This is a genomic window from Pseudomonas sp. HMSC067G02, assembly GCF_001813485.1.
In the GTDB taxonomy this organism is placed as follows: Bacteria; Pseudomonadota; Gammaproteobacteria; order Pseudomonadales; family Pseudomonadaceae; genus Pseudomonas; species Pseudomonas aeruginosa.
Window position 1 is genome coordinate 22,543 of record NZ_KV812678.1, and the last position, 26,624, is coordinate 49,166.

25 protein-coding genes are annotated in these 26,624 nt (G+C 67.8%); 8 read left to right on the top strand and 17 right to left on the bottom strand.

What is annotated here, in order from left to right; translation table 11 throughout:
- Positions 1-61: 61 nt before the first annotated feature.
- The 4 genes from HMPREF2914_RS14330 to hmgA form a co-directional block, all read right to left on the bottom strand.
- Positions 62-1,414 (bottom strand): MFS transporter, encoded by a 1,353-nt coding sequence (locus HMPREF2914_RS14330; protein WP_003088580.1) that lies wholly within the window; start codon positions 1,412-1,414, stop codon positions 62-64.
- An 84-nt stretch (positions 1,415-1,498) separates the two neighbouring features.
- Positions 1,499-2,137 carry a maleylacetoacetate isomerase gene (maiA, locus tag HMPREF2914_RS14335; protein WP_003128823.1) on the bottom strand — a complete coding sequence of 213 codons (639 nt, stop codon included), beginning with the start codon at positions 2,135-2,137 and terminating at the stop codon, positions 1,499-1,501.
- Positions 2,134-3,432 carry a fumarylacetoacetase gene (gene fahA / locus HMPREF2914_RS14340; protein WP_003111363.1) on the bottom strand — a complete coding sequence of 433 codons (1,299 nt, stop codon included), beginning with the start codon at positions 3,430-3,432 and terminating at the stop codon, positions 2,134-2,136. Before fahA ends, maiA begins: the two co-directional genes overlap by 4 nt.
- A gap of 4 nt (positions 3,433-3,436) precedes the next feature.
- Complete coding sequence (gene hmgA / locus HMPREF2914_RS14345; protein ID WP_003088587.1) at positions 3,437-4,735, bottom strand: homogentisate 1,2-dioxygenase; 1,299 nt, start codon at positions 4,733-4,735, stop codon at positions 3,437-3,439.
- Positions 4,736-4,895: 160 nt separating this feature from the next.
- Between hmgA and HMPREF2914_RS14350 the strand changes: the two genes are divergently transcribed.
- Positions 4,896-5,699: an IclR family transcriptional regulator gene (locus tag HMPREF2914_RS14350; RefSeq protein ID WP_003111362.1), complete on the top strand. Its 804-nt coding sequence runs from the start codon at positions 4,896-4,898 to the stop codon at positions 5,697-5,699.
- Positions 5,700-5,766: 67 nt separating this feature from the next.
- Here HMPREF2914_RS14350 and liuE read toward each other — a convergent pair whose 3' ends face one another.
- The 6 genes from liuE to liuR all read right to left on the bottom strand — a co-directional run bounded on the left by liuE (position 5,767) and on the right by liuR (position 12,811).
- Positions 5,767-6,669, bottom strand: coding sequence for a bifunctional 3-hydroxy-3-isohexenylglutaryl-CoA lyase/hydroxymethylglutaryl-CoA lyase (liuE, locus tag HMPREF2914_RS14355; protein WP_003088593.1), 903 nt, complete (start codon positions 6,667-6,669; stop codon positions 5,767-5,769).
- A gap of 20 nt (positions 6,670-6,689) precedes the next feature.
- Positions 6,690-8,657 (bottom strand): methylcrotonyl-CoA carboxylase subunit alpha, encoded by a 1,968-nt coding sequence (gene liuD, locus HMPREF2914_RS14360; protein ID WP_009315622.1) that lies wholly within the window; start codon positions 8,655-8,657, stop codon positions 6,690-6,692.
- The gene (locus HMPREF2914_RS14365; protein ID WP_003110689.1) at positions 8,654-9,451 is read right to left on the bottom strand and encodes a gamma-carboxygeranoyl-CoA hydratase; all 798 of its coding nucleotides are present in this window, start codon (positions 9,449-9,451) and stop codon (positions 8,654-8,656) included. The genes liuD and HMPREF2914_RS14365 overlap by 4 nt, the downstream gene beginning before the upstream one ends.
- A 13-nt stretch (positions 9,452-9,464) precedes the next feature.
- Positions 9,465-11,072: a methylcrotonyl-CoA carboxylase subunit beta gene (gene liuB, locus HMPREF2914_RS14370; protein ID WP_003100387.1), complete on the bottom strand. Its 1,608-nt coding sequence runs from the start codon at positions 11,070-11,072 to the stop codon at positions 9,465-9,467.
- 122 nt (positions 11,073-11,194) lie between these two features.
- The gene (gene liuA, locus HMPREF2914_RS14375) at positions 11,195-12,358 is read right to left on the bottom strand and encodes an isovaleryl-CoA dehydrogenase (RefSeq protein ID WP_003088600.1); all 1,164 of its coding nucleotides are present in this window, start codon (positions 12,356-12,358) and stop codon (positions 11,195-11,197) included.
- A gap of 48 nt (positions 12,359-12,406) precedes the next feature.
- On the bottom strand, positions 12,407-12,811 hold the full coding sequence (gene liuR / locus HMPREF2914_RS14380) for a liu genes transcriptional regulator LiuR (protein WP_003139704.1): 405 nt from the start codon (positions 12,809-12,811) through the stop codon (positions 12,407-12,409).
- Between the two features lie 192 nt (positions 12,812-13,003).
- Between liuR and HMPREF2914_RS14385 the strand changes: the two genes are divergently transcribed.
- Positions 13,004-13,933 (top strand): SdiA-regulated domain-containing protein, encoded by a 930-nt coding sequence (locus HMPREF2914_RS14385; RefSeq protein ID WP_003088602.1) that lies wholly within the window; start codon positions 13,004-13,006, stop codon positions 13,931-13,933.
- 22 nt (positions 13,934-13,955) lie between these two features.
- On the opposite strand, the gene HMPREF2914_RS14390 is transcribed toward HMPREF2914_RS14385, so the two are convergent.
- Genes HMPREF2914_RS14390 through mexX form a run of 3 tightly spaced genes read right to left on the bottom strand, consistent with a single transcriptional unit; the run spans position 13,956 to position 18,517 of the window.
- On the bottom strand, positions 13,956-14,174 hold the full coding sequence (locus tag HMPREF2914_RS14390; RefSeq protein ID WP_003110687.1) for a hypothetical protein: 219 nt from the start codon (positions 14,172-14,174) through the stop codon (positions 13,956-13,958).
- The gene (mexY, locus tag HMPREF2914_RS14395) at positions 14,174-17,311 is read right to left on the bottom strand and encodes a multidrug efflux RND transporter permease subunit MexY (RefSeq protein WP_003110686.1); all 3,138 of its coding nucleotides are present in this window, start codon (positions 17,309-17,311) and stop codon (positions 14,174-14,176) included. The genes HMPREF2914_RS14390 and mexY overlap by 1 nt, the downstream gene beginning before the upstream one ends.
- A gap of 15 nt (positions 17,312-17,326) precedes the next feature.
- The gene (mexX, locus tag HMPREF2914_RS14400; RefSeq protein ID WP_003118551.1) at positions 17,327-18,517 is read right to left on the bottom strand and encodes a multidrug efflux RND transporter periplasmic adaptor subunit MexX; all 1,191 of its coding nucleotides are present in this window, start codon (positions 18,515-18,517) and stop codon (positions 17,327-17,329) included.
- Between the two features lie 164 nt (positions 18,518-18,681).
- Here mexX and amrR point away from each other — a divergent pair, with 164 nt between their 5' ends.
- Positions 18,682-19,314 (top strand): efflux pump transcriptional repressor MexZ, encoded by a 633-nt coding sequence (gene amrR, locus HMPREF2914_RS14405; RefSeq protein WP_003088626.1) that lies wholly within the window; start codon positions 18,682-18,684, stop codon positions 19,312-19,314.
- A gap of 5 nt (positions 19,315-19,319) precedes the next feature.
- Here amrR and HMPREF2914_RS14410 read toward each other — a convergent pair whose 3' ends face one another.
- Positions 19,320-19,544, bottom strand: a complete 225-nt coding sequence (locus tag HMPREF2914_RS14410) for a DUF3203 family protein (RefSeq protein ID WP_003088627.1) — start codon at positions 19,542-19,544, stop codon at positions 19,320-19,322.
- A gap of 153 nt (positions 19,545-19,697) precedes the next feature.
- Between HMPREF2914_RS14410 and HMPREF2914_RS14415 the strand changes: the two genes are divergently transcribed.
- Positions 19,698-21,059: a UDP-glucose 6-dehydrogenase gene (locus tag HMPREF2914_RS14415; RefSeq protein ID WP_015503026.1), complete on the top strand. Its 1,362-nt coding sequence runs from the start codon at positions 19,698-19,700 to the stop codon at positions 21,057-21,059.
- 47 nt (positions 21,060-21,106) lie between these two features.
- A complete protein-coding gene (gene galU / locus HMPREF2914_RS14420) occupies positions 21,107-21,946 on the top strand; it encodes a UTP--glucose-1-phosphate uridylyltransferase GalU (RefSeq protein WP_003088639.1) in 840 nt (279 codons plus the stop codon).
- 181 nt (positions 21,947-22,127) lie between these two features.
- Here galU and HMPREF2914_RS14425 read toward each other — a convergent pair whose 3' ends face one another.
- The gene (locus HMPREF2914_RS14425) at positions 22,128-22,550 is read right to left on the bottom strand and encodes a VOC family protein (protein WP_003088641.1); all 423 of its coding nucleotides are present in this window, start codon (positions 22,548-22,550) and stop codon (positions 22,128-22,130) included.
- 144 nt (positions 22,551-22,694) lie between these two features.
- On the opposite strand from HMPREF2914_RS14425, the gene gorA reads away from it, so the two are divergent.
- Positions 22,695-24,050, top strand: coding sequence for a glutathione-disulfide reductase (gorA, locus tag HMPREF2914_RS14430; RefSeq protein ID WP_003128794.1), 1,356 nt, complete (start codon positions 22,695-22,697; stop codon positions 24,048-24,050).
- A 54-nt stretch (positions 24,051-24,104) separates the two neighbouring features.
- Here gorA and HMPREF2914_RS14435 read toward each other — a convergent pair whose 3' ends face one another.
- Both HMPREF2914_RS14435 and HMPREF2914_RS14440 read right to left on the bottom strand, forming a co-directional pair.
- A complete protein-coding gene (locus HMPREF2914_RS14435; RefSeq protein ID WP_003128792.1) occupies positions 24,105-25,106 on the bottom strand; it encodes a bile acid:sodium symporter family protein in 1,002 nt (333 codons plus the stop codon).
- 152 nt (positions 25,107-25,258) lie between these two features.
- The gene (locus HMPREF2914_RS14440) at positions 25,259-25,651 is read right to left on the bottom strand and encodes a hypothetical protein (RefSeq protein ID WP_003088646.1); all 393 of its coding nucleotides are present in this window, start codon (positions 25,649-25,651) and stop codon (positions 25,259-25,261) included.
- Between the two features lie 132 nt (positions 25,652-25,783).
- Here HMPREF2914_RS14440 and HMPREF2914_RS14445 point away from each other — a divergent pair, with 132 nt between their 5' ends.
- Both HMPREF2914_RS14445 and HMPREF2914_RS14450 read left to right on the top strand, forming a co-directional pair.
- Positions 25,784-26,257 carry an Lrp/AsnC family transcriptional regulator gene (locus HMPREF2914_RS14445; RefSeq protein WP_003088649.1) on the top strand — a complete coding sequence of 158 codons (474 nt, stop codon included), beginning with the start codon at positions 25,784-25,786 and terminating at the stop codon, positions 26,255-26,257.
- Positions 26,258-26,280: 23 nt separating this feature from the next.
- Entirely contained in the window at positions 26,281-26,580 is a 300-nt protein-coding gene (locus tag HMPREF2914_RS14450; RefSeq protein ID WP_003088651.1) for a winged helix-turn-helix domain-containing protein, read from the top strand.
- The last annotated feature ends 44 nt before the right edge of the window (positions 26,581-26,624 follow it).

Genomic DNA, 26,624 nt, shown 5'->3' on the forward strand with positions numbered 1-26,624 from the left:
TCCTGCGGCGGACGGCGAAACGGCCCGCCACTGTAGCCGGGAAGCCGCTCGCGGTGAAGGCTCAGGATTCCTCGACGGCCAGCGCGGCGGCGCTTTCCCGCTGCGCCTGGGCGGCGGGCGAGCGGACCTGGAGGATCAGTAGCGCGGCGAGCCCGGCGGGAATCGCCGCAAGCATGAAGATGTTCTCCACGGATATGTGCATGCCCAGCAGCAGGCTGCCGAACAGTGGGCCGAGGATCGAACCGAAGCGGCCCACGCCCAGCGCCCAGCCGGTGCCGGTGGCGCGTACCTGGGCCGGGTAGAAGTTGCTGGCGAAGGCGTTCAGGGTCAACTGCCCGCCGATGATGCAGAAGCCGGCGGCGAAGACGAACGCCAGCAGCCAGCGCGGCTGGTCGTGGTTGAGGCCGAGGAGCAGGGTGAACAGCGCGGCGCCGGCGAGAATCGCCGCCAGCAGGCGGACCTTGCTGCGCAGGCGGTCGGCGAGCCAGGCCAGGAGCATCGCGCCGAGGGTGCCGGCGAAGAGGAACATCGAGGTCGCCAGGTTCGCCGCATTGCGTGTCAGGCCGCTTTCCTGGAGCAGCGAGGGCAGCCAGCTGACCATGAAGTAGAGCAGGATCAGGCTGACGAAGAAGGTCGCCCAGAGCAGCAGGGTCGGCCGCGCGTAACCGTGGCGGAACAGCTCCAGCACGGTCAGGCTCGCCGCCGGCTCGGCGTCGGCCTGTGCCGGCGGCGGCTGCCAGCCCGGCGCCATACGCTCGCTGAGCTGGCGCAGGCGGGCATAGGGCGGTGCGTCGCGGAGCAGGCGCGGCAGCGACTCCGGGAGGAACAGGAGGAGGAAGGGGAACAGCAGCAACGGGGTGACGCCGCCGGCGAGGAACACCGCCTGCCAGCCGAAGCCGTCCATGAAGGCGGCGGCGACGAAACCGCCGGCGGCGCCGCCGAAGGAGAAACCGCAGGCCGCCAGGGTGACCATCAGGGTACGCAGGCGCGGTGGCGAATACTCGGCCATCAGCGCCATGGCGCTGGGCATCGCCCCGCCCATTCCGATGCCGCAGACGAAGCGCGCCAGCATCAGGCTTTCCAGGGAACCGGCGAAGACCATCAGGACGGTCAGGCTGGCGTAGATCAGCACGCAGCAGAGCAGCACCCGGCGGATGCCGAAGCGGTCCGCCAGCGGCGTCACCAGCAGCGAACCGACGGTCAGGCCGAACAGGTTGGCGCTGAACACCGGGCCGAACGCGGCCTTGTCCAGGCCCCATTCCTGGGCCAGGGTCGGCACCACGTAGCCGAGCACCTGGGCATCGTAGCCATCGGTGACCAACAACAGGGCGAGGAGCAGCAGCAACAGCCACTGGTAGCGGGACACGGGGCGCGCGTCGAGCGCCGCGCGAAAGCTGGCGATCTGGTTGTGCATCGCAAGGTACCTGAGGTTCTTATCGGTGATGGGGCGTCCGGCGGACGCCCCCCTTTATCTTCAGGAGCGGGACTCTGCGGTCCCTCAGGCGGCCGGGGTGTCCGGCTGGTTGGCCGGATGGGCCTGGCGGAACGCCGGATGAGCGGCGGCCAGGTCGGCGACCCGGCGGATCCGTGGCCAGGCGTCCAGCGCCACGCCGAAGCGCTCGGCGGCGTAGAGCTGCGGGACCAGGTAGACGTCGGCCAGGCCTGGCCGGTCGCCGAAGCACCAACCCTGGTCGCCGATCAGTTGCTCGACGGCGGCGAGACCCTGGCCGACCCAGTGGCCGATCCACTGCCGGACCTGCTCTTCGTCGTGTCCCCACTGGCGCAGCAGGTTGAGCACGCTGGCGTTGTGCAACGGGTGGATGTCGCAGCCGACCAGCGCCGCGACTCCGCGCTCGTGGGCGCGGCGCAGCGGATCGCTGGAGAGCAGGGCGGGGTGCGGGTAGCGCTCCTCGAGGTACTCGATGATCGCCGGCGACTGGATCAGCAGCTCGCCCTCGTCGACCTGCAGGGCCGGTACGCGGCCCTGCGGGTTGAGCGCCAGGTAGGCGGGTTGGCGGTGTTCGCCGCCGTCGCGGACCAGGTTGACCGGCAGCGACTGGTAGTCCAGCCCCTTCAGCGCCAGGGCGATGCGCACCCGGTAGGAGGAGGTGGAACGGTAGTAGGTATAGAGCTTCATCCGCGCGCCCCCGGATGGGCCGCGAGCACTTTGCCGCGACATTCGCCGAAACCGATCGAGACGTGTCCCTCGCGCTTGCAGCGGGCGCGGAGGATGACCTCGTCGCCGTCCTCGAGGAAGCGCCGGGTCTCGCCGGAGGCCAGTTGCACCGGCTGCTTGCCGCCAGCGGTGATCTCCAGCAGCGAGCCGAACTGGCCGGGCTCGGCGCCGGACAGGGTGCCGGAGCCGAACAGGTCGCCGGGCTGCAACTGGCAGCCATTGACGCTGTGGTGGGCGACCATCTGCGCCACCGTCCAGTACATGCTCAGGCTGTTGCTCAGGGTCAGGCGCTGCGGCGGCAGGCCTTTCTCGCGCAGGCCCTCGGTGAGCAGCAGGACCTCCAGTTCGATGTCGAAGGCGCCGTGGGCCTGGTCGTTGTCGTCGTAAAGATACGGCAGCGGCCGCGGGTCGCCTTCGGGGCGCGCTGGCTGGGCGCGGCGGAACGGCTCCAGGGCTTCGGCGGTGACCACCCAGGGCGAAACGCTGGTGATGAAGCTCTTCGACAGGAACGGGCCGAGCGGCTGGTATTCCCAGGCCTGGATGTCGCGCGCCGACCAGTCGTTGAGCAGGCAGAAGCCGGCGATGTGCTCGGCGGCGCGGGAAACCGGGATGGCTTCGCCGAGGGCGTTGCCCTGGCCGATCCAGATGCCTAGCTCCAGTTCGTAGTCCAGACGCGCACAGGGACCGAACACCGGCTCGCTGGCGCCGGCCGGCAGGGTCTGGCCGTTGGGCCGGCGCACTTCGCTGCCGGAGACGCGCACGGTCGAGGCGCGGCCGTGGTAGCCGATGGGCACGTGCTTGTAGTTGGGCAGCAGCGGGTTGTCCGGGCGGAACAGCTTGCCGACGTTCTCGGCATGGCGGATGCCGACGTAGAAGTCGGTGTAGTCGCCGATCCTGGCCGGTAGGTGCATTTGGCACTCGGCGGCCGCATGGAGCAGCTCCGGGCGCTCCGCGGCGCCTTCGCCGAGCAGCTCCAGCAGGCGCTGGCGCAGCGCCACGCGGGCCGGTTTGCCGAGGGCGAAGAAGGCGTTCAGCGCGCCGCCGCGGGTGGCTTCGGCGGCTTCGCCGGCGGCCCCCTCGAACAGGCCGGCGGCCAGCGCCGCGTCCAGGTCGAGGATCGAGTCGCCGATGGCCACGCCGCAACGCGGGCTCAGGCCGGCACGGCTGAAGATGCCCAGCGGCAGGTTTTGCAGGGGAAAGTCGGCATGCCCATTGGCGGAGGCGACCCAGCTACGAGTGGGGGTTGGCTGGTTCATGGGGTTATCTCCGTTGCGGGTTGAAGGTGGATACGAGCGACGCCCAGCAGGCATCGTAGTCATTCTGCAGGGCCGGCGTCTCGAGGGCGGCACGGCTCGGCCGGAGGACCTGGCTGGTCTCGAACATGAAGGCCATGGTCTGGTCGATCCTGTGCGGCTTGAGGTCGGCGGCGATGGCCTTGTCGCAGCTTTCCGCGTCCGGGCCGTGGGCGCTCATGCAACTGTGCAGCGAGGCGCCGCCGGGCACGAAGCCGCCGGCCTTGGCGTCATAGGCGCCCTGGATCAGGCCCATGAATTCGTTCATCAGGTTGCGGTGGAACCATGGCGGACGGAAGGTGTTCTCGGCCACCATCCAGCGCGGCGGGAAGATCACGAAGTCGATGTTGGCCAGGCCGTGGACGCTGGTGGGGGAGGTCAGCACGGTGAAGATCGACGGGTCCGGGTGGTCGAAGCTGACCGTGCCGATGGTGTTGAAGCGGCGCAGGTCGTACTTGTAGGGCACGTTGTTGCCGTGCCAGGCGACCACGTCCAGCGGCGAGTGGTCAAGCTCGCAGGCCCACAGCTCGCCGAGGTATTTCTGCACCAGTTGCAGCGGCTGGCGGCTGTCTTCGTAGCGCGCCACCGGGGCCAGGAAGTCGCGCGGATTGGCCAGGCCATTGCTGCCGATCGGGCCGAGGTCGGGCAGGCGCAGCGGCGCGCCGTGGTTCTCGGCGATATAGCCGCGTGCCTCGCCGTCGAGCAGCTCGACGCGGAACTTCATCCCGCGCGGGATCACCGCGATCTCCAGCGGTTCGACCTGCAGCGCGCCGAGTTCGGTGCACAGGCGCAGGCGGCCCAACTGCGGGACCAGCAGCAGTTCGCCGTCGGCGTCGTAGAAGCAACGCTCCATCGAGCGGTTGGCCAGGTACTGGTAGATGCTCACGCCGGCGGGCTTGTCGCCGGGCGCGTTGGCGGCCATGCGCAGCAGGCCGTCGAGGAAGTCGGTGGGCTGCTCGGGCAGTGCCAGCGGGTCCCAGCGCAGGCGGTTGGGGGTCGGCGCATCCAGTTCGGCACCGGCGATCTGTCGTTCCAGGCGGCGGAACGGCGGATGCTTGGCCGACGGCGTGATGCGGTACAGCCAGGTGCGCCGGGCCTCGCTGCGAGCCATGGTGAAGGCGGTGCCGGAGAGCAGTTCGGCGTACAGGCCGTAGGGCGCTTTCTGCGGGGAGTTCTGGCCGACCGGCAGGGCGCCGGGGAGCGCTTCGCTGCTGAATTCGTTGCCGAAGCCCGATTGATAGGCGAGGGCAGTGGAGTCGAGGTTCATCTGAGGCCTCCGGGGAGTGGGGGCAGCTTGCCGCCGATCCGCCGGGGACCTGGCACGCTGGCTGCGTTATTTTTATCGTAATTCAATTACGCATAACGTAATTTGAGTGGATGGCAGCGTCAAGCTATAACGTCGACCCCGCCCGCAGGAACCCGCGTCCATGGAAAAGAACAGCAGTCCCGCCGAAACCTCTGGCAAGCAGAAGGTCCGCTCCGCCGAAGTCGGTACCGATATCCTCAAGGCCCTCGCCGAACTCTCCCCGGCGACCTCGCTGTCGCGCCTGGCGGAGCATGTGGGGATGCCGGCGAGCAAGGTCCATCGCTACCTGCAGGCGTTGATCGCCAGCGGCTTCGCGGTCCAGGACGCCTCCACCAACCATTACTCGCTGGGGCGCGAGGCGTTGCGCGTCGGCCTGGCGGCGCTGGACAGCATGGACGTGCTGAAGAGCGCCGCCGCGCCGCTGGCCGAGCTGCGCGACGTGCTCAACGAGACCTGCTTCCTCGCCGTCTGGGGCAACCGTGGCGCCACCGTGGTACAGGTGGAACAGGCGGTGCGCGCGGTGACGGTGGTCACCCAGGTCGGCTCGGTGCTGCCGCTGCTCGGTTCGTCCACCGGCCTGGTGTTCGCCGCGTTCCTGCCGGAACGCGAGGTGGCCGAGCTGCGCGAGGAAGAGTTGGCCGGGCGCGCCGACCATCCGCTGGCCGACCCGGCGGCCTATGCGGTGCTGCTGGAGGGCATCCGCGCGCGCGGCCTGCATGCGATCCATGGGCTGCTGATGCCTGGGGTGGAAGCGCTCTCGGCGCCGGTGTTCGATGCCCGCGGGCGGGTGGCGGCGGTGCTCACGGTGGTCGGCCCGGCGAGCATCTTCCAGGCCGAGGAGCAGGGGCCAGCGGCGGAACGGCTGCTTGCGACGACTCGGGCTATCAGTTGGCGGATGGGGTATGACGGCACCCAGGGTGGATGACGCAGTCTCCGAGCCTGGGCGCGACGTCGGGTAGGGCGGATAACCGCTCGCGGTTATCCGCCGCTTCTCAGGCCTTGGCCAGCAACGCCTTCGCCGCTCGCGACCCGTTGCTCTTGCCGAGCACCGCGCAGATGCGCTGGCCGGCGTCGACCAGGGCGTGCATGTCGACCCCGGTATGGATCTCCAGGCCGTTCAGCAGGTAGAGGACGTCTTCGCTGGCGACGTTGCCGGTGGCGCCCTTGGCGTAGGGACAACCGCCGAGGCCGGCCACCGAGCTGTCGAATACCGCGATGCCTTCCAGCAGGCTGGCGTAGATGTTCGCCAGGGCTTGCCCGTAGGTGTCGTGGAAGTGCCCGGCGAGGCGCTCGCGGGGAACCTCGCTGGCCACCGCCTCGATCAGCCGGCGGGTGGCGCCGGCGGTGCCGACGCCGATGGTGTCGCCCAGGGACACCTCGTAGCAGCCCATCTGCTGGAGTTCGCGGGCGACCCAGGCGACCTGGCGCGGATCGACATCGCCGTCGTAGGGACAGCCGAGCACGCAGGAAATGTAGCCGCGCACCCGCACCTGGTGCTGGCGCGCCGCCTCCAGCACCGGTACGAAGCGCTCCAGGCTGTCCTTGATCGAGCAGTTGATGTTGCGCTGGGAGAAGGCTTCCGACGCGGCGGCGAACACCGCCACTTCCTTCACCCCCGACTCCAGCGCCGCCTCGAAGCCTTTCAGGTTCGGCGCCAGCGCCGCGTAGGTCACGCCGGGACGCTGGCGGATGCCGGCGAACACCTCGGCCGAGCCGGCCATCTGCGGCACCCACTTGGGCGAGACGAAGCTGCCCACTTCGATGTAGTCCAGGCCGGCGGCGCTCAGGTCATCGACCAGGCGGATCTTGTCGGCCACCTCGATCGGCTGTTTCTCGTTCTGCAGTCCGTCGCGCGGACCGACCTCCACCAGGCGGACCTTCTTCGGCAGGTTCATGCTGTTCCTCGTCTTGGCTGTCAGGCCTGGTTCTCGTCCAGCTCCACCAGCGGCGTGCCTTCCTCGACCAGTTCGCCCTCGCTGCAATACAGCGCCTTCACTACCCCGGCGTGGGGCGCGCGGATGCTGTGTTCCATCTTCATCGCCTCCAGCACCACCAGGGTGGCGCCGGCTTCGACCGTCTGGCCGGGCTCGACCAGGACCCGCACGATACTGCCGTTCATCGGCGCGCTCAAACCGCCCTGGTGGGCATGGGCGGCCTCGGCCTCGGCGATCGGGTCGACGGCTTCGATGGCCAGCAGTTCGCCCTCCCATTCGAGGAACAACTGGCGTCCGCGGCGCAACGCCGCCGAGCGACGGGTGACACCGTCCACCCGACTGACCAGGTCGTCGCCGTCGAGGCGATACTGGCTGGGGCTGGCGTGGCGCAGGCGGACGCAGCGGCGTTCGTCGCGGCAGCGCAGCATCAGGTCGGACTCCCGCGCCAGGGCGCTGCGCCAGCCGTCGTTGCGACTCCACGGCGAATACGGGTCGTCGTCGCGACGGTAGCCCGCTTCGCTCTGCAGCCAGGCATCGGCGGCGGCTTGCCAGAAGTGTTCCGGCAGCGCTTGCGGCGCCGGCAGCAGGTCGTCTTGGTGGCGCGCGATGAAACCGGTGTCCAGTTCGGCGGCGGCGAACGCCGGATGGCCGAGGATGCGGCGGAGGAATGCCAGGTTGGTGCGCAGGCCGCCGACCGAGGTTTCCGCCAGCATCGCCAGCAGGCGCTGGCGGGCTTCCTCGCGGGTTTCGCCCCAGGCGATCAGCTTGGCCAGCATCGGGTCGTAGAACGGCGAGACCTCGTCGCCTTCGCGTACCCCGCTGTCGACCCGCCGGCCGGGGCCGGCGGCCGCTTCGCGGTACAGCGCCAGGCGGCCGCTGGCGGGGAGGAAACCGCCCTCGGGGTCTTCCGCGTAGAGCCGCACTTCGATGGCGTGGCCGTTCAGCGGCACCTGTTCCTGTGTCAGCGGCAGCGCCTCGCCGCGAGCGACGCGGATCTGCCAGGCGACCAGGTCGAGGCCGGTGATGGCCTCGGTGACCGGGTGTTCCACCTGCAGGCGGGTGTTCATTTCCATGAAGAAGAACTGGCCGCGTTCGTCGAGGAGGAATTCGACGGTGCCGGCGCCGACGTAGCCGATCGCCTGCGCCGCACGTACCGCGGCCTCGCCCATGGCCCGGCGCAGTTCCGCGCCGAGACCGGGGGCGGGGGCTTCCTCGACGACCTTCTGGTGGCGGCGCTGGATCGAACAGTCGCGTTCGTTGAGGTACAGGCAGTGGCCATGGCTGTCGGCGAATACCTGGATCTCCACGTGGCGCGGCTTCAGCAGGTATTTCTCCACCAGCATCCGCGCGTCGCCGAAGGCGGCCTTGGCCTCGCGCTGGGCGGAGGAAAGGGCCTCGGCCAGCTCGGCCTCGTGCTCCACCACCTTCATGCCCTTGCCGCCGCCGCCAGCGGCGGCCTTGAGCAGCACCGGGTAGCCGATCCTTCCGGCTTCCCGGCGGAAGGTCTCGGCGTCCTGGGCTTCGCCGTGGTAGCCGGGCACCAGCGGCACGCCGGCTTCTTCCATCAGCGCCTTGGCCGCCGACTTGCTGCCCATGGCGTCGATGGCCGCCGCCGGCGGTCCGAGGAAGAGCAGGCCGGCTTCCTCGCAGGCGCGGGCGAAGTCGGCGTTCTCCGAGAGGAAGCCGTAGCCGGGATGGATCGCCTGGGCGCCGCTGGCGAGGGCGGCGGCGATGATCCTGTCGCCGCGCAGGTAGCTGTCGGCGGGCTTGGCGCCGCCCAGGTCGACGGCGATGTCGGCTTCGGCGACGTGGCGGGCGTGGCGGTCGATGTCGCTGTGCACGGCGACGCTGCCGATGCCGAGGGCGCGCGCGCTGCGCATCACCCGGCAGGCGATCTCGCCGCGGTTGGCGACCAGGATGCGCTGGATGCTGCGGTAGTCCGGGTTCATGCGTCGTTTCTCCAGGCGGGCGTGCGTTTCTCCAGGAAGGCGCGCAGGCCTTCCTGGCCTTCCGGGCTGATGCGGATGCGGGCGATGGCCGCCTCGGTGTAGCGGCGCAGCGCCGGGCTCAGCTCGGCGGCCTCGACCTCATGGTAGAGCGCCTTGCAGGCGACCAGGGCGCGCGGGCTGTTTTGCAGCAGGTTGGCGATCCAGGCCTCGGCCTGGCTTTCCAGTTCGGCGGCGGGACAGCTTTCGCTGAGCAGGCCCAGTTCGCTGGCGCGGCGTCCGTCGAAGCGCTCGGCGGTCAGCGAATAGCGTCGCGCGGCGCGCTGGCCGATGGCCTTGACCACGAACGGGGCGATGGTCGCCGGGATCAGGCCGATGCGCACCTCGGACAGGCAGAAGGTCGCCTCGTCGCTGCCGATGGCCATGTCGCAGCAACTGACCAGGCCGACCCCGCCGCCGAACACCGCGCCCTGGACCACCGCCAGGGTCGGCTTGGGCAGGTTGTAGAGATGGGTCATGAGTTCGGCGATGCGCTGGGCGTCGGCCAGGTTGCCCTGGTAGTCGAGGTCCACCGACTGCTGCATCCAGGCCAGGTCGGCACCGCCGCAGAAGTGCCGGCCACGGCCGCGCAGCACCAGCAGGCGGACCTGCGGGTCGCTGCCGACGCGGTCGATGGCCTGCAACAGTTCGTCGATCACGACGGCATTGAAGGCGTTGTTCTTTTCCGCCCGGTCCAGCCACAGGGTGGCTACGCCGCGCGGGTCGATCTCAAGCTGGATGGTCTGGAATTCGCTCATGCTGGTCTGCTCGTCACATGCGGAACACGCCGAAGGCGGTCGGCTCGATGGGGGCGTTGAGGGCGGCGGAAAGCGCCAGGGCGAGCACCTCGCGGGTCTGCGCCGGATCGATCACGCCGTCGTCCCACAGTCGCGCGCTGGAGTAGTAGGGATGGCCCTGGTGCTCGTACTGCTCGAGGATCGGCGCCTTGATCTTCGCCTCTTCTTCGACGCCGAGCTGCTGGCCGGCGCGCTCGGCCTGCTCGCGCTTGACCTGGGCGAGCACCCCGGCGGCCTGTTCGCCGCCCATCACGCCGATCCTCGCGTTCGGCCACATCCACAGGAAGCGCGGGTCGTAGGCGCGTCCGCACATGCCGTAGTTGCCGGCGCCGAAGCTGCCGCCGATCAGCACGGTGAACTTCGGCACCCGCGCGCAGGCCACCGCGGTCACCAGCTTGGCGCCGTGCTTGGCGATGCCGCCGGCCTCGTACTTCTGGCCGACCATGAAACCGGTGATGTTCTGCAGGAACAGCAGCGGGATGCCGCGCTGGCAGGCCAGTTCGATGAAGTGCGCGCCTTTCTGCGCGGCCTCGGCGAAGAGGATCCCGTTGTTGGCCAGGATGGCGATCGGATAGCCGTGCAGGTGGGCGAAGCCGCAGACCAGGGTGGTGCCGAACAGCGCCTTGAACTCGTCGAACTCGGAGCCGTCCACCAGCCGTGCGATCACTTCGCGCACGTCGTAGGGCTGCTTGCTGTCGGCGGGAATCACCCCGTACAGCTCCTCGGCGGGGTACAGCGGTGCGCGCGGCGCACGGCATTGCAGCTGGCCCTGCTTGCGCCAGTTGAGGTTGGCGACGCAGCGGCGAGCGATGGCCAGGGCGTGGTCGTCGTCCTCGGCATAGTGGTCGGCGACCCCGGAGACCTTGCAGTGCACGTCGGCGCCGCCAAGCTCCTCGGCGCTGACCACCTCGCCGGTGGCGGCCTTCACCAGCGGCGGCCCGGCGAGGAAGATGGTGGCCTGTTCGCGCACCATCACGGTCTCGTCGGACATCGCCGGCACATAGGCCCCGCCGGCGGTGCAGGAGCCCATGACCACGGCGATCTGCGGGATGCCGCGGGCACTCATGTTGGCCTGGTTGAAGAAGATCCGGCCGAAGTGCTCGCGGTCGGGGAACACCTCGTCCTGGCGCGGCAGGTTGGCGCCGCCGGAGTCCACCAGGTAGATGCATGGCAGGCGGTTCTCCAGGGCGATGGCCTGGGCTCGCAGGTGTTTCTTCACGGTCAGCGGATAGTAGGTGCCGCCCTTCACCGTGGCATCGTTGCCGACGATCATGCATTCCACCCCTTCGACCCGGCCGATCCCGGCGACGATGCCGGCGGCGGCGACCTCTTCGCCGTAGACTTCGTGGGCGGCGAGGGCGGAAAGCTCGAGGAACGGCGAGCCGGGGTCGAGCAGGCGGTTGATGCGTTCGCGCACCAGCAGCTTGCCGCGCGCGCTGTGCCGGGCCTGGGCGGCGCTACCGCCGCCTTCGTGGATGCGGCCGAGGAGGGTGCGCAGGGCGTTGACCTGTTCCAGCATGGTCGCGGCGTTGGCCGCGAACTCGGCGGAGCGTGGATTGATCTGGGTGTGCAGGATGGCCATGGCGGTGGCTCCGTGTCGAGGCGGGCGGAAGCGGTTGGCGCCCGCTCCCGACCTGGCGATGCGCCTGTCGATGCAATGGAATGCCCTCTCCCTGGCGGAAAAGGGCCGGGAAGAGCGAGGCTTCAGCGGGTTTCGTTGAACAGCTCGCGGCCGATCAGCATGCGGCGGATCTCGCTGGTGCCGGCGCCGATCTCGTAGAGCTTGGCGTCGCGCAACAGGCGGCCGGTGGGAAACTCGTTGATGTAGCCGTTGCCGCCGAGGATCTGGATCGCGTCCAGGGCCATCTGGGTGGCGCGCTCGGCGCTGTAGAGGATCACCCCGGCGGCGTCCTTGCGGGTCGTCTCGCCGCGGTCGCAGGCGGCGGCCACGGCGTACAGGTAGGCGCGGCTGGCGTTGAGGGCGGTGTACATGTCGGCCACCTTGCCTTGGACCAGCTGGAATTCGCCGATGCTCTGGCCGAACTGGCGGCGGTCATGAATGTACGGCACCACCACGTCCATGCACGCCTGCATGATTCCCACCGGGCCGCCGGAAAGCACCACGCGCTCGTAGTCGAGGCCGCTCATCAGTACCTTGACCCCACCGTTGACCGCGCCGAGGACGTTCTCCTCGGGCACCTCGACGTCCTGGAAGATCAGTTCGCAGGTGTTCGAGCCGCGCATGCCCAGCTTGTCCAGCTTCGGCCCGCGGCTGAAGCCTTTCCAGTCGCGCTCGACGATGAACGCGGTGATCCCGTGCGCGCCCTTGTCCGCGTCGGTCTTGGCGTAGATCACATAGGTATGGGCATCGGGACCGTTGGTGATCCACATCTTGCTGCCGTTGAGAACGAAGCGGTCGCCGACCCGGTCCGCGCGCAGCTTCATCGAGACCACGTCGGAGCCGGCGTTGGGTTCGCTCATCGCCAGCGCACCGATGTGTTCGCCGGACACCAGGGCCGGCAGGTAGCGGGCCTTCTGTTCGGCGTTGCCGTTGCGCTTGATCTGGTTGACGCAGAGGTTGGAATGCGCGCCATAGGAGAGCGCCACCGAGGCCGAGGCCCGGCTGATCTCTTCCATGACCACGGCGTGTGCCAGGTAGCCCAGCGCCGAACCGCCGTACTCCTCGTCGACGGTGATGCCGAGCAGGCCCATCTCGCCGAACTTGCGCCACATGTCCATGGGGAACTGGTTGTCCTGGTCGATCTGCGCGGCGCGCGGCTGCAGTTCGGCGGTGACGAAGCCGCGGACCTGGTCGCGGAGCATGTCGATGGTTTCGCCGAGGGCGAAGTTGAGGCTGGGATAGGTCATGCTTTCACCTGTAATTGTGCTTGTCCGGTTTAAAGCTTCGAATGAGGTTTATGTTGCAACTGGTTGTTTGTTATAGCTTTTAATCAGCGCAGCTCGACAGCGCTCCTCGGCAGTATCCAGTTCCAGCTGCATCTGTTCGATGTCCAGCAACTGTTGTTCCAGCTGGGCGCGGCGCTCGGCGATCTTCTCCAGCATGGTGTTCAACTGCTTCTGGTTGCCGCTGCTCGGGTCCGGGTCGTAGAGCTCGATCAGTTCGCGGCATTCGGCGAGGGAAAAACCGATGCGCTTGCCGCGCAGGATCAGCTTCAGGCTGACCTTGTCGCGCGGCGAATAGATGCGTTCCTGGCCGCGTCGCTCGGGGGAGAGCATGCCTTGCTCCTCGTAGAAGCGGATGGCGCGGGTGGTGATGTCCAGTTCGCGGGCGAGATCGGAGATGGTGTAGGTGGTGGACATGCGCAGGCACCTGCTTGTTTACCTTTACGTTAACGTAAAGCTGCACCGAAATCCTGTCAACGCCTGGAACGGGGGAAAAATGACAGCCGTGAAAGATACTTGTCAGAAATATTTAATCGGCGCCTCATGAAAGGGCACGGATGGCTCTGTTCTGCTTCGCCGAACACTGTGTTTCTCGGAGGAGTCGTAACGATGAGTCGGCTGATGACCTACAGGACGCTGCTGGCTTGCCTGCTCGCCGCGTTGCTTGCGCTGCTGGTGGCGGGTCAGCAGCAGCGCGCGTTCGAGCGCATCTGGTTCAAGCTGGAGCAGCGCTACGGCGGCGATGTTGCGCGCGAGAACGCCCTGCGCCTGGCCGACTATCGGGTCGATATCGAAGCCCGCGTGCTGGGCGCGGAGTCCAACGTCTCGGCGCTGTCCTTCGACCCCAGCCGGCGCAGCCTGGTCAGCGTGACCAACCAGGACCCGCATTTCCTCGAGCTGTCGCTGGACGGCGAATTGCTGCGACGCATCCCCCTGCGCGGTTTCCAGGATCCGGAGGCTATCGAGTACATCCGGCCCGGCGTCTACGTGGTCGCCGAGGAGCGTCGCCAACGCCTGGTGGAGATCCATGTCGACGCCGACACCCGGGTGATCGACATCGACGATCCGCGCAACGCCCGGAAGTTCTCCCTGGGCAGTGCAAACAAACGCAACAAGGGCTTCGAGGGGTTGGCCTACGACCCGCTGCGCGAGCGCCTGTTCGTGGCCCGGGAAAAGGCGCCGGTGGGCATCATCGAGGTAAACGGCTTCTTCAACGACCGCGGCGAGGCGCTCGACCTGAGCGTCGGCGGCGACCCGCAGCGCGATCGCGGGTTGTTCCTCACCGATCTGTCGAGCCTCTACTACGACAAGGCCAGCGATCACCTGCTGGTGCTTTCCGACGAGTCGCGGGTGGTCATCGAACTGGATCGCGCCGGGGATCCGCTCGGTAGCCTGACCCTGCGTGGCGGCAACCATGGCCTGACGGACGACGTGCCGCAGGCCGAAGGGTTGGCGATGGACGACCGGGGCAGCCTGTACGTGGTCAGCGAGCCGAACCTGTTCTACCGCTTCAGCCGAGCGCTGCCGGCGGCCGACTAGGGCGGGAAAAGGACGGCGGAATTCAGGCTTGCGCGCCGGATAGCGCCGGCGCGTAGCCGATCATCTGTCGCAGCAGCGGGTCGGTGAACTGCTGTTGCCAGTCGTCCAGCTTGCCCCGAAGGTCGGGGCCGTTGGCCGGAACGATCGGGGCCGCGCGCGGCTGGCGAGGCGTCGGTGGGCAGGCGCCGAGCAGCCCGACGCACAGTGCCAGGGTGGGGAGCGAGAGTTTCGCTAGGGGCATCAGGCTTGCTCCGTCGGGATCCGGGGCGAGGTGCCGGTGCGCGGCGCCTTGCGTAACCGGAACAGGCGCCCGACCACCAGGAAGAACAGCGGTACCAGGAACACCGCGAGTACCGTGGCGGTGACGATCCCGCCGAGCACCCCGGTGCCGATGGCGACCTGGGCGCCGGAACCGGCGCCGCTGGAGAGCGCCAGCGGGACCACGCCGAAACCGAACGCCAGCGAGGTCATGACGATCGGTCGCAGGCGCAGGCGCGCGGCCTCCAGGGTCGCCTGCAGCAGGCTCATGCCTTCCTGGTAATGGTCCTTGGCTACCTCGATGATGAGGATGGCGTTCTTCGCCGAGAGGCCGATGATGGTGATCAGGCCGACCTTGAAGTAGATGTCGTTGGGCAGGCCGCGCAGGCTCACCCCGAGCAGTGCGCCGAGCACGCCCAGCGGCACCACCAGGATCACCGCCAGCGGGATCGACCAGCTTTCGTAGAGGGCGGCCAGGGCGAGGAACACGATCAGCACCGAGAGGGCGAACAGCGCCGGCGCCTGGGCGCCGGACAGGCGTTCTTCGAAGGACTGGCCGGACCACTCGTGGGCGATGCCCTCGGGCAGGCCCTGCATCAATTCCTCCATCGCCTGCATGGCTTCGCCGCTGCTGTAGCCCGGTGCGGCCTGGCCCTCGAGGTTGAACGAGGGATAGCCGTTGTAGCGGGTCAGTTGCGGCGGGCCGAGGGTCCAGGCGGCCTTGGCGAACGTCGCCAGCGGGACCATCTCGCCCTGCTCGTTGCGCACGTGAAGCCGGCCGATGTCGTCGATGCCCAGGCGCTTGGCGCCGTCGGCCTGGACCACCACCTTGCGCACCTGGCTGCCGTGCATGAAGTCGCCGATGTAGTCCGAGCCGAACATCACCGCCAGGGTGGTGTTGATCTCGTCCATGCTCACGCCGAGGGTCTCCGCCTTGCGCCGGTCGATGTCCAGGCGGATCTGCGGCGCCTCGCCCTGGCCGGCGAACATCACGTTGGCCAGGCGCGGGTCCTCGGCGGCGCGCGCCAGCAACTGGTCGCGGGCCTTGACCAGGGCCTCGTAGCCGACCCCGCCACGGTCCTGCAGGCGGAAGTCGAAGCCGCTGGTGGAACCCAGGTCCGGCAGCGGCGGCGAGTTCATCGCATACACCGTACGGTTGGGCAGGCCGGCGAAGCGCTGGTTGATGCGCTCGACGATGGCGCCGACGTGCTGGCTGGCCTCCCGGCGTTCCGACCAGTCCTTCAGGGTGGCGAAGATCATCGCCGAGCTGGTGCCGTCGCCGTACAGGCTGAAGCCGCCGACCGCATAGGCGTAGGCCACCGGTTCGTGCTCCGCCAGGTAGCGCTCTACATCGGCGACGTTGGCCATGGTCTCCGCCATCGGCGTGCCTTCGGGCTGCATCACCATGATCATGAAGTCGCCCTGGTCCTCTTCCGGCAGGAACGCCTGCGGCAGGCGCACGAAGAGCAGGGCGACCACGCCGATGACCAGGGCGTAGACCAGCATCCAGCGGACCGGCCGGGCGAGGATGCCGGCCACCGCGTTGCGGTAGCGTCCGGTCAGGCGCAGGAAGGCGCGGTTGAACCAGCCGAAGAAGCCGCGCTTCTCATGGTGGTCGGCGTCGATCGGGCGCAGCAGGGTGGCGCACAGGGCCGGGGTCAGCGACAGCGCGAGGAACGCCGAGAAGCCGATGGAGACCGCCAGGGTCACCGCGAACTGGCGGTAGATGTTGCCCACCGCGCCGCTGAAGAACGCCATCGGCACGAATACCGAGACCAGCACCACGGTGATGCCGACGATGGCCCCGCTGATCTGGCGCATCGCCTTGACCGTGGCGTCGTGCGGCGACAGGCCTTCCTCGGCCATCAGCCGCTCGACGTTCTCCACCACGATGATCGCGTCGTCCACCAGGATGCCGATCGCCAGGACCATGCCGAACATGGTCAGCACGTTGATCGAGAAGCCCAGGCCGAGCATCACCGTGAAGGTGCCGAGCAGGGCCACCGGCACCACCAGCGTCGGGATCAGGGTGGCGCGGAAGTTCTGCATGAACAGGTACATCACGGCGAACACCAGCAGCATCGCCTCGAGCAGGGTGCTGACCACCTTCCTGATCGAGATCTCGACGAACGCCGAGGTGTCGTAGGGGATGTTGTAGCTCACGCCCTCCGGGAAGTAGCGCGACAGCTCGTCGAGGGTGGCGCGGATGCGCTTGGCGGTGGCCACTGCGTTGGAGCCGGGCGCCATCTTCACCGCCAGGCCGGTGGCGGTCATCTGGTTGACCCGCGAGACGAAGCCGTACTCGCTTTGGCCGAACTCGACGCGGGCCACGTCGCGCAGGCGGATCGCGCCGCCGTCGGCGCGGATGCGCAGCGGAATCTCGCCGAACTGCTCGGGCGTCACCAGGGTGTCGTCGACCTTCACCGTGGCGCTGATCGGCGCCGAGTCGGGGACCCCGAGGTTGCCGATGTCGCCCACGGTGAGGCGGGCGTTGTGCCGGCGCACGGCGTTGACCAGGTCGCTGGCGCTGAGGTTCATCGAGGTCAGCTTGGCCGGGTCGGGCCAGATGCGCATGGCGTACTCGGCGCCCCAGGTCTCGACCTTGCCCACGCCCTCCACCCGGCGCAGCGCCTGCAACACGTTGGACGAGGCGATCTCGCCCAGTTCCATGGCGTCGTAGCGGCCGCTGGAGGAGGTGAGGGTGACGATCAGCTGGATGCTGTCCGCCGCCTTCTCCACATAGATGCCGTCGCGCCGCACCGACTCGGGCAGGCGCGACTCGACGATCTTCAGGCGGTTCTGCACTTCCACCGCAGCGAGGTCGGCGTTCACGCCCTGGCGGAAGGTCAGGGTCAGCGAAGCCTGGCCGGTGCTGCTGGTGGCCTTGGTGTAGAGCAGGCCGGGCGCGCCGTTCATCTCGCGCTCGATGATCGCGGTCACCGCTTCCTCGACCACCTTGGCCGAGGCGCCGGGATAGCTGGCGCTGACGTTGACCACCGGCGGCGCGATGTCCGGGTACTGGGCGACCGGCAGGAAGCGAATCGCCAGGACCCCGGCGAGCACGATCAGCAGGGAGATCACCCAGGCGAAGACCGGCCGGTCAATGAAGAAACGAGCCATTCGTAGCGTTCTCCGTCACTGGCCCGCCGGCGACGCGGCCAGCGGTGAGGGGGCGTCGGCGCTGGCCGGCTGGCGGACCACCGCCTGGACGCTGGAGCCGGCGGCATGCTGGGCGGCGTTCTCGACGATCACCCGCTCGCCGCCCTTGAGCCCGCGGCTGATGATCCAGTCGCGGCCCTGCAGGGTGTCGGCGCGGACCTCCACGTCTTCCACCACGCCCTGTGGGTTGACCACCTTGACCACGGCGGACTGGGCGGTACGGATCAGCGCGTCGCGCGGGACGGTGATCGCCTGCGGGTTCACCGCGCGTTGCAAGCGCACCTGCACGTAGCCGCCGGGCAGCAATTCGCGATGCGGATTGCGGAACAGGGCACGCATGGCGATGGTGTCGGTGCCGGGGTCGACCGCCAGGTCGGAGAACAGCAGCTCGCCGGCCAGCGGGTACTCGCTGCCGTCGGCCAGGACCAGGCGCACGGCGATGTCCTTGTCGGCGACGCCCTTCACCTGGCCTTCGCGGATCGCCCGCTGCATGGCGGCGACTTCGCCGGCCGGCTGGGAGAAGTTCACGTAGATCGGATCGATCTGCTCGACGCGGGTCAGCGGTGTCGGCGAGTCCTCGCCGACCAGCGCGCCTTCGGTGACCAGCGCGCGCCGCGCGCGGCCGTCGATCGGCGCGGTGACCGTGGCGTAGCCCAGGCGCAGGCGGGCCTGCTCCAGTTCGGCCTTGGCCGAGGCGATCTGCGCCAGGGCCTGGCGCGCGTCGGTCTGCGCTTCGGTGTACTCGCGTTCGCTGATGGCGCGGTCCTTGATCAGGTCGGCGTAGCGCTTGAGCTTGTCGGCCGCCGCCGCGTGGCTGGCCTCGGCCCGGGCCAGGGCGCCGCGGCTGATGTCCAGGGCCGCCTTCAAGGGCGCAGGGTCGATCTGGAACAGCACGGTGCCGGCGCGGACGTCCTGGCCTTCCTCGTACAGGCGACGGGTGACGATGCCGGCGACGCGCGCCCGCACTTCAGCCTGGCGGTACGCTTCCAGGCGTCCGGGCAGCTCGCTGGTGATGCCGATAGGCGCCGGCCTGGCGACGATCACGCCGACCTCGGCGGGGGCCTCCGCAGTCTTCCCGGCGTCCGCTGCTTCTTCGCAGCCCAGCAGGAATAGGGCGACCAGGGCCGCCAGCAGCCCGCGCAGCGAGCCGGTCCATTGGATGTGCATGGGTGTCCCTCGATTCGTGAACTCGCGAGCTTGCCCGGGAAAGGGCACCGCAACTCACGAGCGGCGCGACAGTAGCATATAATCAATCATGAGTGATTAATTAATTGGCGTTTCTGTAACATATCCTTATGATCTGCGGCGCCTTTCCCTTGTGAGGACGTTCAGTGGCCAGGAAAACCAAAGAGGAATCCCAGAAAACCCGCGACGGCATACTCGATGCCGCCGAGCGGGTTTTCCTGGAAAAGGGCGTGGGCACTACTGCCATGGCCGACCTGGCGGACGCCGCCGGGGTTTCTCGCGGTGCGGTCTACGGCCACTACAAGAACAAGATCGAGGTCTGCCTGGCGATGTGCGACCGCGCCTTCGGCCAGATCGAGGTACCCGACGAAAACGCCAGGGTGCCGGCGCTGGATATCCTCCTGCGCGCCGGCATGGGCTTTCTCCGCCAGTGCTGCGAGCCCGGTTCGGTGCAGCGGGTGCTGGAGATCCTCTACCTCAAGTGCGAACGCAGCGACGAGAATGAGCCGCTGCTGCGCCGCCGCGAGCTGCTCGAGAAGCAGGGGCAACGCTTCGGCCTCCGGCAGATCCGCCGGGCGGTGGAGCGCGGCGAACTGCCGGCGCGGCTGGACGTCGAGCTGGCCAGCATCTATCTGCAATCGCTCTGGGACGGCATCTGCGGCACCCTGGCCTGGACCGAGCGCCTGCGCGACGATCCCTGGAACCGCGCCGAACGCATGTTCCGCGCCGGCCTCGACAGCCTGCGCAGTTCTCCCTACCTGTTGCTGGCGGACGCCTGAGGGCGTCAATCGTCCGCCATCAGGTGCCTGCGCTGGTCCTCGGCGCCGGCGACCACCAGCCGCTGGGCGTCTTCCTCGCTGATGTGCAGGCGCTTGCCGTCGATGTAGAGCACCGACAGGCGCGCCTCGGCGTCGGTACCGATGCGCAGGCTGTCGACCGGCGCGCGATGCCGGCTGCCTTCGATCTCCACGCTGCAGATGCCTTGTTCCGAATCGATTTCGATGGACATGGGAACCTCCCGTTTTCTCCGCCTACCTTGGGTGGACCCCGGGCATCCGCGCGGGTTCTGTCACGGTAGCTTCACGCCAGCGTCACGCGCCTGCCACCGCGCTTGGCTGCAATCGTCCGCAGAGAGAGGGCGAGGCCAGCGGAGGACGACGCCATGCGGCTATGCGTGATTGGTGCGGGCTATGTGGGACTGGTGACGGCGGCCTGTTTCGCCGAGATGGGCAACCAGGTGCGTTGCGTGGAGCGTGACCGCGAGCGGGTCGCGCGGCTGAGACGCGGCGAGATGCCGATCTACGAACCGGGCCTGGAAAGCATCCTGCGCGATCAGCTGGACGCCGCCCGCCTGACCTTCACCGCCAGCCTGGCGGAAGGCCTGGCCGACGCCGAGGTGGTGTTCATCGCCGTCGGCACGCCGTGCGGCGAGGACGGCTCGGCCGACCTCAGCCACGTGATGGCGGTCGCCGAACAACTTGGCGCGCAACTGCGCCAGGCCTGCATCGTGGTCAACAAGTCGACCGTGCCGGTGGGCACCGCCGAACGGGTCGAAGAGATCATCCGCCTGGGCCTGGCGCGCCGGCGCAAGCGCTTCCGGGTGACGGTGGCGAGCAATCCGGAGTTCCTCAAGGAAGGCTCGGCGGTGGACGATTTCAGGCGCCCGGACCGGGTCATCATCGGCAGCGCCGAGGCGCAGGCCGGGGAAACCCTGCGCCAGCTCTACGCGCCGTTCCTGCGCAATCACGAACGGGTCCTGCTGATGGGGCGCCGCGAGGCCGAGTTCAGCAAGTACGCGGCCAATGCCTTCCTCGCCACCAAGATTTCCTTCATGAACGAGATGGCCGGGCTGTGCGCCCTCACCGGCGTCGACATCGAGGACGTGCGCCGCGGCATGGGTAGCGACAAGCGCATCGGCACCCATTTCATCTACGCCGGCTGCGGCTACGGCGGCTCGTGCTTTCCCAAGGACGTCCGCGCGCTGATCCGCAGCGCCGAGCAACAGGGCTTCGACAGCCAGATACTGCGTGCGGTGGAAGCGCGCAACGCGCGGCAGAAGGAACTGCTCTTCGAGACCCTCGGCGAACTGTTCCAGGGACGCTGGCAAGGGCGCACGGTGGCGCTCTGGGGGCTGGCCTTCAAGCCGGGTACCGACGACCTGCGCGAGGCGCCGAGCCTGGTCCTGCTGGAGGCACTGCTGCGCCACGGGGTGCGGGTCAGGGCCCATGACCCGGTGGCCAACGCCGGGGTCGCGGCACGCTATCCGGACGCGCTGGCGTGCGCCCAGTTGACGCTCCACGACTCGCCCTACGCCGCCGTCGAGGGCGCCGATGCCCTGGTGCTGGTGACCGAGTGGAAACAGTTCCGCCAGCCGGACTTCCAGAAAATCCGTGGATCCATGCGAACTCCCCTGTTGGTCGACGGTCGGAATCTCTACGCACCGGCGCGGATGGCGGAACTGGGCTTCATCTACCAGGGCATAGGACGTCCAAGGGCCGGGCATTGTAAGGCGAGCGCAGCCTGATTAGACTGCGCGCCATCCGCATACTTCGTCCATGTCGAAGGATTCTCATGATCAAGAAATGTCTTTTCCCGGCCGCCGGTTACGGCACCCGTTTCCTCCCGGCCACCAAGGCCATGCCCAAGGAAATGCTGCCGGTGGTGAACAAGCCGCTGATCCAGTACGCGGTGGAGGAGGCGCTGGAAGCCGGCCTTTCCGAGATCGGCATCGTCACCGGCCGCGGCAAGCGTTCGCTGGAAGACCACTTCGACATCAGCTACGAGCTGGAACACCAGATCCGCAACACCGACAAGGAAAAGTACCTGGTCGGCATCCGTCGGCTGATCGACGAGTGCACCTTCGCCTACACCCGCCAGGTGGAGATGAAGGGCCTCGGCCACGCCATCCTCACCGGTCGTCCGCTGATCGGCGACGAGCCGTTCGCCGTGGTCCTGGCCGACGACCTGTGCCTGAACCTCGAAGGCGACAGCGTGCTGAAGCAGATGGTCAAGCTGTACAACCAGTTCCGCTGCTCCATCGTGGCGATCCAGGAAGTGCCGCCGGAAGAGACCAACAAGTACGGCGTGATCGCCGGCGAGATGATCCGCGACGATATCTTCCGGGTGAACACCATGGTCGAGAAGCCGAAGCCGGAAGAGGCGCCGTCGAACCTGGCGATCATCGGCCGCTACATCCTGACCCCGGACATCTTCGACCTGATCGAGCAGACCGAACCGGGCAAGGGCGGCGAGATCCAGATCACCGATGCCCTGATGAAGCAGGCCCAGGACGGCTGCGTGCTGGCCTACAAGTTCAAGGGCAAGCGTTTCGACTGCGGCAGCGCCGAGGGTTACATCGAGGCGACCAACTTCTGCTACGAAAACCTCTACAAGACCGGCAAGGCTCACTGAGCCTCGCCGTTCCCGATGAAAAACGCCGCGTCCCCGATGGGGGCGCGGCGTTTTTCGTATGGGGCGAACGACCATGGGGGGTTATCCGCTCTACCCGAGCTGTCGGCGGGCGTGGCGTTGTTGGCGTCGGGCGAATAACCCCGCCAGCCTGGCCTGGGCCACGCGGCGCCTCCGCGCCCGGTCAGGGAATCGACAGCGCCTCGGAACCCGGGCCCAGCGGCTGGCCGTAGCTGAACTCCACGTAGTTGCCCGCCGGGTCGCGCAGGCCGCAGTAGTAGCCGACCGGATAGGGCTCGTCGCGCGGCGCCCAGACCAGGCAGCCGGCGGCCTCGGCGCGGCGCGCCAGATCGTCTACCGCGGCGCGGCTGGAGAGGGCGAAGCCGAAATGACTGTAATCGTCGCTGGCCAGGTTGCGCGGCTGGCCGCCGGGCATGATGACGAAGATGAAGCGTTGTTCCTGGCCGGGTTCGGCCATCCAGACGATCTGCGAGCCTTTGCCGGGGCGCCGGTGGATCACCCGCATGCCGCAGAAGGTTTCGTAGAAGGCGATGCAGGCGTCGAGGTCGGGGACGTGCAGCGCCAGGTGGGTGAGGGTGGGGGACATCGCGCTTACCTCCACGGACAAGCATAGCCCATCGCCTGCCAGGCCCTGCGCTGAGCCGTTTCGACAGGTTTCTGCGTCGATCCGGCGGGAGCCGACGCTGGTGAATGGGTTATGCTGGAACGCATCTGATCCAGGAGTAGGAACATGTCTTTCGATTTCGATCTGTTCGTCATCGGCGCCGGCTCCGGGGGCGTACGCGCCGCCCGCTTCGCCGCCGGCTTCGGTGCCCGTGTCGCGGTGGCGGAGAGTCGCTACCTGGGTGGCACCTGCGTCAACGTCGGCTGCGTGCCGAAGAAGCTGCTGGTCTATGGCGCGCATTTCAGCGAGGACTTCGAGCAGGCCCGGGCCTATGGTTGGAGCGCCGGCGAGGCGCAGTTCGACTGGGCGACCCTGATCGGCAACAAGAACCGCGAGATCCAGCGGCTCAACGGCATCTACCGCAACCTGCTGGTGAACAGCGGGGTGACCTTGCTCGAAGGTCACGCCCGTCTGCTCGATGCGCACAACGTCGAGGTGGACGGCCAGCGCTTCAGCGCCAAGCACATTCTCGTCGCCACCGGTGGCTGGCCGCAGGTGCCGGACATTCCCGGCAAGGAACACGCGATCACCTCCAACGAAGCGTTCTTCCTCGAGCGCCTGCCGCGCCGCGTGCTGGTGGTCGGCGGCGGCTACATCGCCGTCGAGTTCGCCTCGATCTTCAACGGGCTCGGCGCCGAGACCACCTTGCTCTACCGTCGCGACCTGTTCCTGCGCGGCTTCGACCGCAGCGTCCGCGAACACCTGCGCGACGAATTGGGCAAGAAGGGCCTGGACCTGCAGTTCAACAGCGACATCGCCCGTATCGACAAACAGGCCGATGGCAGCCTGGCCGCGACCCTCAAGGACGGCCGGGTGCTGGAGGCGGACTGCGTGTTCTATGCCACCGGGCGGCGGCCGATGCTGGATGACCTTGGCCTGGAAAACACCGGAGTGAAGCTGACCGACAAGGGCTTCATCGCGGTCGACGAGCATTACCAGACCAGCGAGCCGTCGATCCTCGCCCTGGGCGACGTGATCGGTCGCGTCCAGTTGACCCCCGTGGCGCTGGCCGAGGGCATGGCGGTGGCGCGGCGGCTGTTCAAGCCGGAGGAGTACCGTCCGGTGGACTACAAGTTGATTCCCACCGCGGTGTTCAGCCTGCCCAACATCGGCACCGTCGGCCTGACCGAGGAGGAGGCGCTGAGCGCCGGGCACAAGGTGAAGATCTTCGAGAGCCGCTTCCGGCCGATGAAGCTGACCCTTACCGACGACCAGGAAAAGACCCTGATGAAGCTGGTCGTGGATGCCCACGACGACAGGGTGCTGGGCTGCCACATGGTCGGCGCCGAGGCCGGCGAGATCCTCCAGGGTATCGCGGTGGCGATGAAGGCCGGGGCGACCAAGCAGGCGTTCGACGAGACCATCGGCATCCACCCGACCGCGGCGGAAGAGTTCGTCACCCTGCGCACGCCGACGCGCTGAGCCGCGTCTGAACGAAGAAGCCGGCCCCAGGGCCGGCTTCTTTCATTTTCGCGCTCAGCGCGAGGGGGCCTCGGCCAGCGCCGCCGCTGCGTCGTCGCGGCGCCTGGCGTAGCGTTGCGCGAGCACCGCGCAGACCATCAGCTGGATCTGGTGGAACAGCATCAGCGGCAACACCATCGGCCCCACCGCACTGGTGGCGAACAGCACCTTGGCCATGGGCACGCCGGTGGCCAGGCTCTTCTTCGAACCGCAGAAGACGATGGTGATCTCGTCTTCCTTGCTGAAGCCCAGGCGTCGCGCCAGCACCGTGGTCAGCACCAGGGCCAGGGCGAGGATCACGCAGCAGGCGACGGTCAGGCCGAGCAGCGCCAGCCAGGGTACTTCGTGCCACAGACCCTGGATCACCGCGGCGCTGAAGGCGGTGTAGACCACCAGCAGGATCGAGCCCTGGTCGACATAGCGTAGCACCGGCTTGTTGCGCTCCACCCAGGCGCCGATCCAGCGCCGCAGGACCTGGCCGGCGATGAAGGGTACCAGCAGTTGCAGGGTGATCTTGCCGATGGCGTCCAGCGCGTTGCCGGTCTCGCCTTCGGCGCCGAGCAGCAGCTTGACCAGCAGCGGGGTGAGGAATACGCCGAGCAGGCTCGACACGGAAGCGCTGCATACCGCTGCCGGCACGTTGCCGCGCGCCAGCGAGGTGAAGGCGATGGAGGATTGCACCGTGGCCGGCAGGGCGCAGAGGAACAGGATGCCGAGGTACAGCTCCGGGGTGACCATCGGCGACAGCGCCGGTTTCAGCGCCAGGCCGAGCAGCGGGAACATCACGAAGGTGCAGGCGAACACCAGCAGGTGCAGGCGCCAGTGGGTCATGCCGGCGACGATCGCCTGGCGCGACAGCTTGGCGCCGTGGAGGAAGAACAGCAGGCCGATGCCGATGTTGGTCACCCATTCGAAGACCACGGCGGTCTGGCCGCTGCAGGGCAGGAAAGTGGCGAGAAGGACGGTGGCGATCAGCGCCAGGGTGAAGTTATCCGGAAGGAAACGCGGTCGGGACATGGGCACGCTCTGCAGGATCGGGGAACACACGGCAGTCTTCTGGCTGCCTGGCGAACCTGCACTGTAGCCATGGGCTGGGCGACCGGCTAACGCCAGAAGGCCAGCCGATGACGCTGAGTGGACAGGGCGGCCGCCGCGCCGCCCCGAGGGGCTCAGACGACGCTGGCCAGCAGCGGCTCGCTGACGCTGGGACGGACCTTGCCGGCATGGGGAGAGAACTCCAGGCGGACGGCGAGCACGGTGACCAGCGAGCGCAGTTTCTCCGCGATCACGCTGGCGCGGTGCTGGCTGAGGCCGGGGAAGGTCAGCAGCAGGCGGATCTTGTGGTCCTCGCGGTCGGCACGAACCCGCTCCGGGGTGAAGGACTGCACGGCGAACAGGTTGAGCACCCGGCACAGCAGGTCCGGGTCGGCCATGCCCTCGATATGGAAGATCGACAGGGTCTCGGTATCTGCGCAGGAGGTTTCCCAGACGTTCGGGCGGATCACCTGGCGTTCTTCGCCGTCAGGGTGTTTGGCCAGGAAAAGGGGGGCGAGGGTTGACATGTGACGCTCCAGGCAGTGTTTCGACGAGAGAAATTCTCCCAGAGGCGTGCCGGATTTTTTCTCCTGTTTTTGCGTGATTTTGCGCTATCCGTGCATACTTGATCCCTATATTTTTCTTTGTAGGGAATATTTATGTCCATTCCACTGGATATGTACGATCAGCGTATTCTCGCTTTGCTGCAGGAGGAATCCTCGCTTTCCACCGCCGAGATCGCCGAGCGCATCGGACTTTCCCAATCGCCCTGCTGGCGGCGCATCCAACGCCTGAAGGAGGAGGGGGTGATCCGCAAGCAGGTGACCCTGCTCGACCGCAAGAAGATCGGCCTGAATACCCAGGTATTCGCCCAGATCAAGCTCAACGCCCATGGGCGCAAGAACCTCACCGACTTCGCCGAGGCGATGCACCAGTTTCCCGAGGTGCTGGAGTGCCACGTACTGATGGGCGCGGTGGACTTCATGCTGCGTATCGTCACCCGCGATATCGAATCCTACGAACGCTTTTTCTTCGAGAAGCTGTCGGCGGTGCCGGGCATTCAGGAAGTGAACTCCATCGTCGCCTTGTCGGAAATCAAATCCACCACTACCTTGCCCCTGCTCGCTCCCTGAGCCTTCCCGGAGAACGCCTGCCCATGACCATCAGCAAGACCAAGTCCAGCTTCTACCGCCGCCTCTACGTCGCCTACCTGATCGACAGCGGCATCGCCAGCGTGCCGGAGATCATGGCCGCCACCGGCATGCCCCGGCGTACCGCCCAGGACACCATCGCCGCGCTGGAGGAACTGGACATCGTCTGCGAGTTCGAGCAGCGGGAGGGTGCGCGCAACCACCAGGGCGGCTATGTCATCCGCGACTGGGGGGCGGTACGGCGGGAGTGGGTGGTCGAGCAGCATCGGCGAATCGCGGCGGCGCTGGAGTATCCGGCGCAATGAGCCACGCGCTGGCGGCCATATGCATATAAAAGAAGGAGGGGCTC

What these genes read in the sequence shown, in the direction of transcription:
- HMPREF2914_RS14330 (WP_003088580.1), bottom strand. Translation starts at nt 1,414, where the DNA reads ATGCACAACCAGATCGCCAGCTTTCGCGCGGCGCTCGACGCGCGCCCC.
- maiA (WP_003128823.1), bottom strand. Translation starts at nt 2,137, where the DNA reads ATGAAGCTCTATACCTACTACCGTTCCACCTCCTCCTACCGGGTGCGC.
- fahA (WP_003111363.1), bottom strand. Translation starts at nt 3,432, where the DNA reads ATGAACCAGCCAACCCCCACTCGTAGCTGGGTCGCCTCCGCCAATGGG.
- hmgA (WP_003088587.1), bottom strand. Translation starts at nt 4,735, where the DNA reads ATGAACCTCGACTCCACTGCCCTCGCCTATCAATCGGGCTTCGGCAAC.
- HMPREF2914_RS14350 (WP_003111362.1), top strand. Translation starts at nt 4,896, where the DNA reads ATGGAAAAGAACAGCAGTCCCGCCGAAACCTCTGGCAAGCAGAAGGTC.
- liuE (WP_003088593.1), bottom strand. Translation starts at nt 6,669, where the DNA reads ATGAACCTGCCGAAGAAGGTCCGCCTGGTGGAGGTCGGTCCGCGCGAC.
- liuD (WP_009315622.1), bottom strand. Translation starts at nt 8,657, where the DNA reads ATGAACCCGGACTACCGCAGCATCCAGCGCATCCTGGTCGCCAACCGC.
- HMPREF2914_RS14365 (WP_003110689.1), bottom strand. Translation starts at nt 9,451, where the DNA reads ATGAGCGAATTCCAGACCATCCAGCTTGAGATCGACCCGCGCGGCGTA.
- liuB (WP_003100387.1), bottom strand. Translation starts at nt 11,072, where the DNA reads ATGGCCATCCTGCACACCCAGATCAATCCACGCTCCGCCGAGTTCGCG.
- liuA (WP_003088600.1), bottom strand. Translation starts at nt 12,358, where the DNA reads ATGACCTATCCCAGCCTCAACTTCGCCCTCGGCGAAACCATCGACATG.
- liuR (WP_003139704.1), bottom strand. Translation starts at nt 12,811, where the DNA reads ATGTCCACCACCTACACCATCTCCGATCTCGCCCGCGAACTGGACATC.
- HMPREF2914_RS14385 (WP_003088602.1), top strand. Translation starts at nt 13,004, where the DNA reads ATGAGTCGGCTGATGACCTACAGGACGCTGCTGGCTTGCCTGCTCGCC.
- HMPREF2914_RS14390 (WP_003110687.1), bottom strand. Translation starts at nt 14,174, where the DNA reads ATGCCCCTAGCGAAACTCTCGCTCCCCACCCTGGCACTGTGCGTCGGG.
- mexY (WP_003110686.1), bottom strand. Translation starts at nt 17,311, where the DNA reads ATGGCTCGTTTCTTCATTGACCGGCCGGTCTTCGCCTGGGTGATCTCC.
- mexX (WP_003118551.1), bottom strand. Translation starts at nt 18,517, where the DNA reads ATGCACATCCAATGGACCGGCTCGCTGCGCGGGCTGCTGGCGGCCCTG.
- HMPREF2914_RS14410 (WP_003088627.1), bottom strand. Translation starts at nt 19,544, where the DNA reads ATGTCCATCGAAATCGATTCGGAACAAGGCATCTGCAGCGTGGAGATC.
- HMPREF2914_RS14415 (WP_015503026.1), top strand. Translation starts at nt 19,698, where the DNA reads ATGCGGCTATGCGTGATTGGTGCGGGCTATGTGGGACTGGTGACGGCG.
- galU (WP_003088639.1), top strand. Translation starts at nt 21,107, where the DNA reads ATGATCAAGAAATGTCTTTTCCCGGCCGCCGGTTACGGCACCCGTTTC.
- HMPREF2914_RS14425 (WP_003088641.1), bottom strand. Translation starts at nt 22,550, where the DNA reads ATGTCCCCCACCCTCACCCACCTGGCGCTGCACGTCCCCGACCTCGAC.
- gorA (WP_003128794.1), top strand. Translation starts at nt 22,695, where the DNA reads ATGTCTTTCGATTTCGATCTGTTCGTCATCGGCGCCGGCTCCGGGGGC.
- HMPREF2914_RS14435 (WP_003128792.1), bottom strand. Translation starts at nt 25,106, where the DNA reads ATGTCCCGACCGCGTTTCCTTCCGGATAACTTCACCCTGGCGCTGATC.
- HMPREF2914_RS14440 (WP_003088646.1), bottom strand. Translation starts at nt 25,651, where the DNA reads ATGTCAACCCTCGCCCCCCTTTTCCTGGCCAAACACCCTGACGGCGAA.
- HMPREF2914_RS14445 (WP_003088649.1), top strand. Translation starts at nt 25,784, where the DNA reads ATGTCCATTCCACTGGATATGTACGATCAGCGTATTCTCGCTTTGCTG.
- HMPREF2914_RS14450 (WP_003088651.1), top strand. Translation starts at nt 26,281, where the DNA reads ATGACCATCAGCAAGACCAAGTCCAGCTTCTACCGCCGCCTCTACGTC.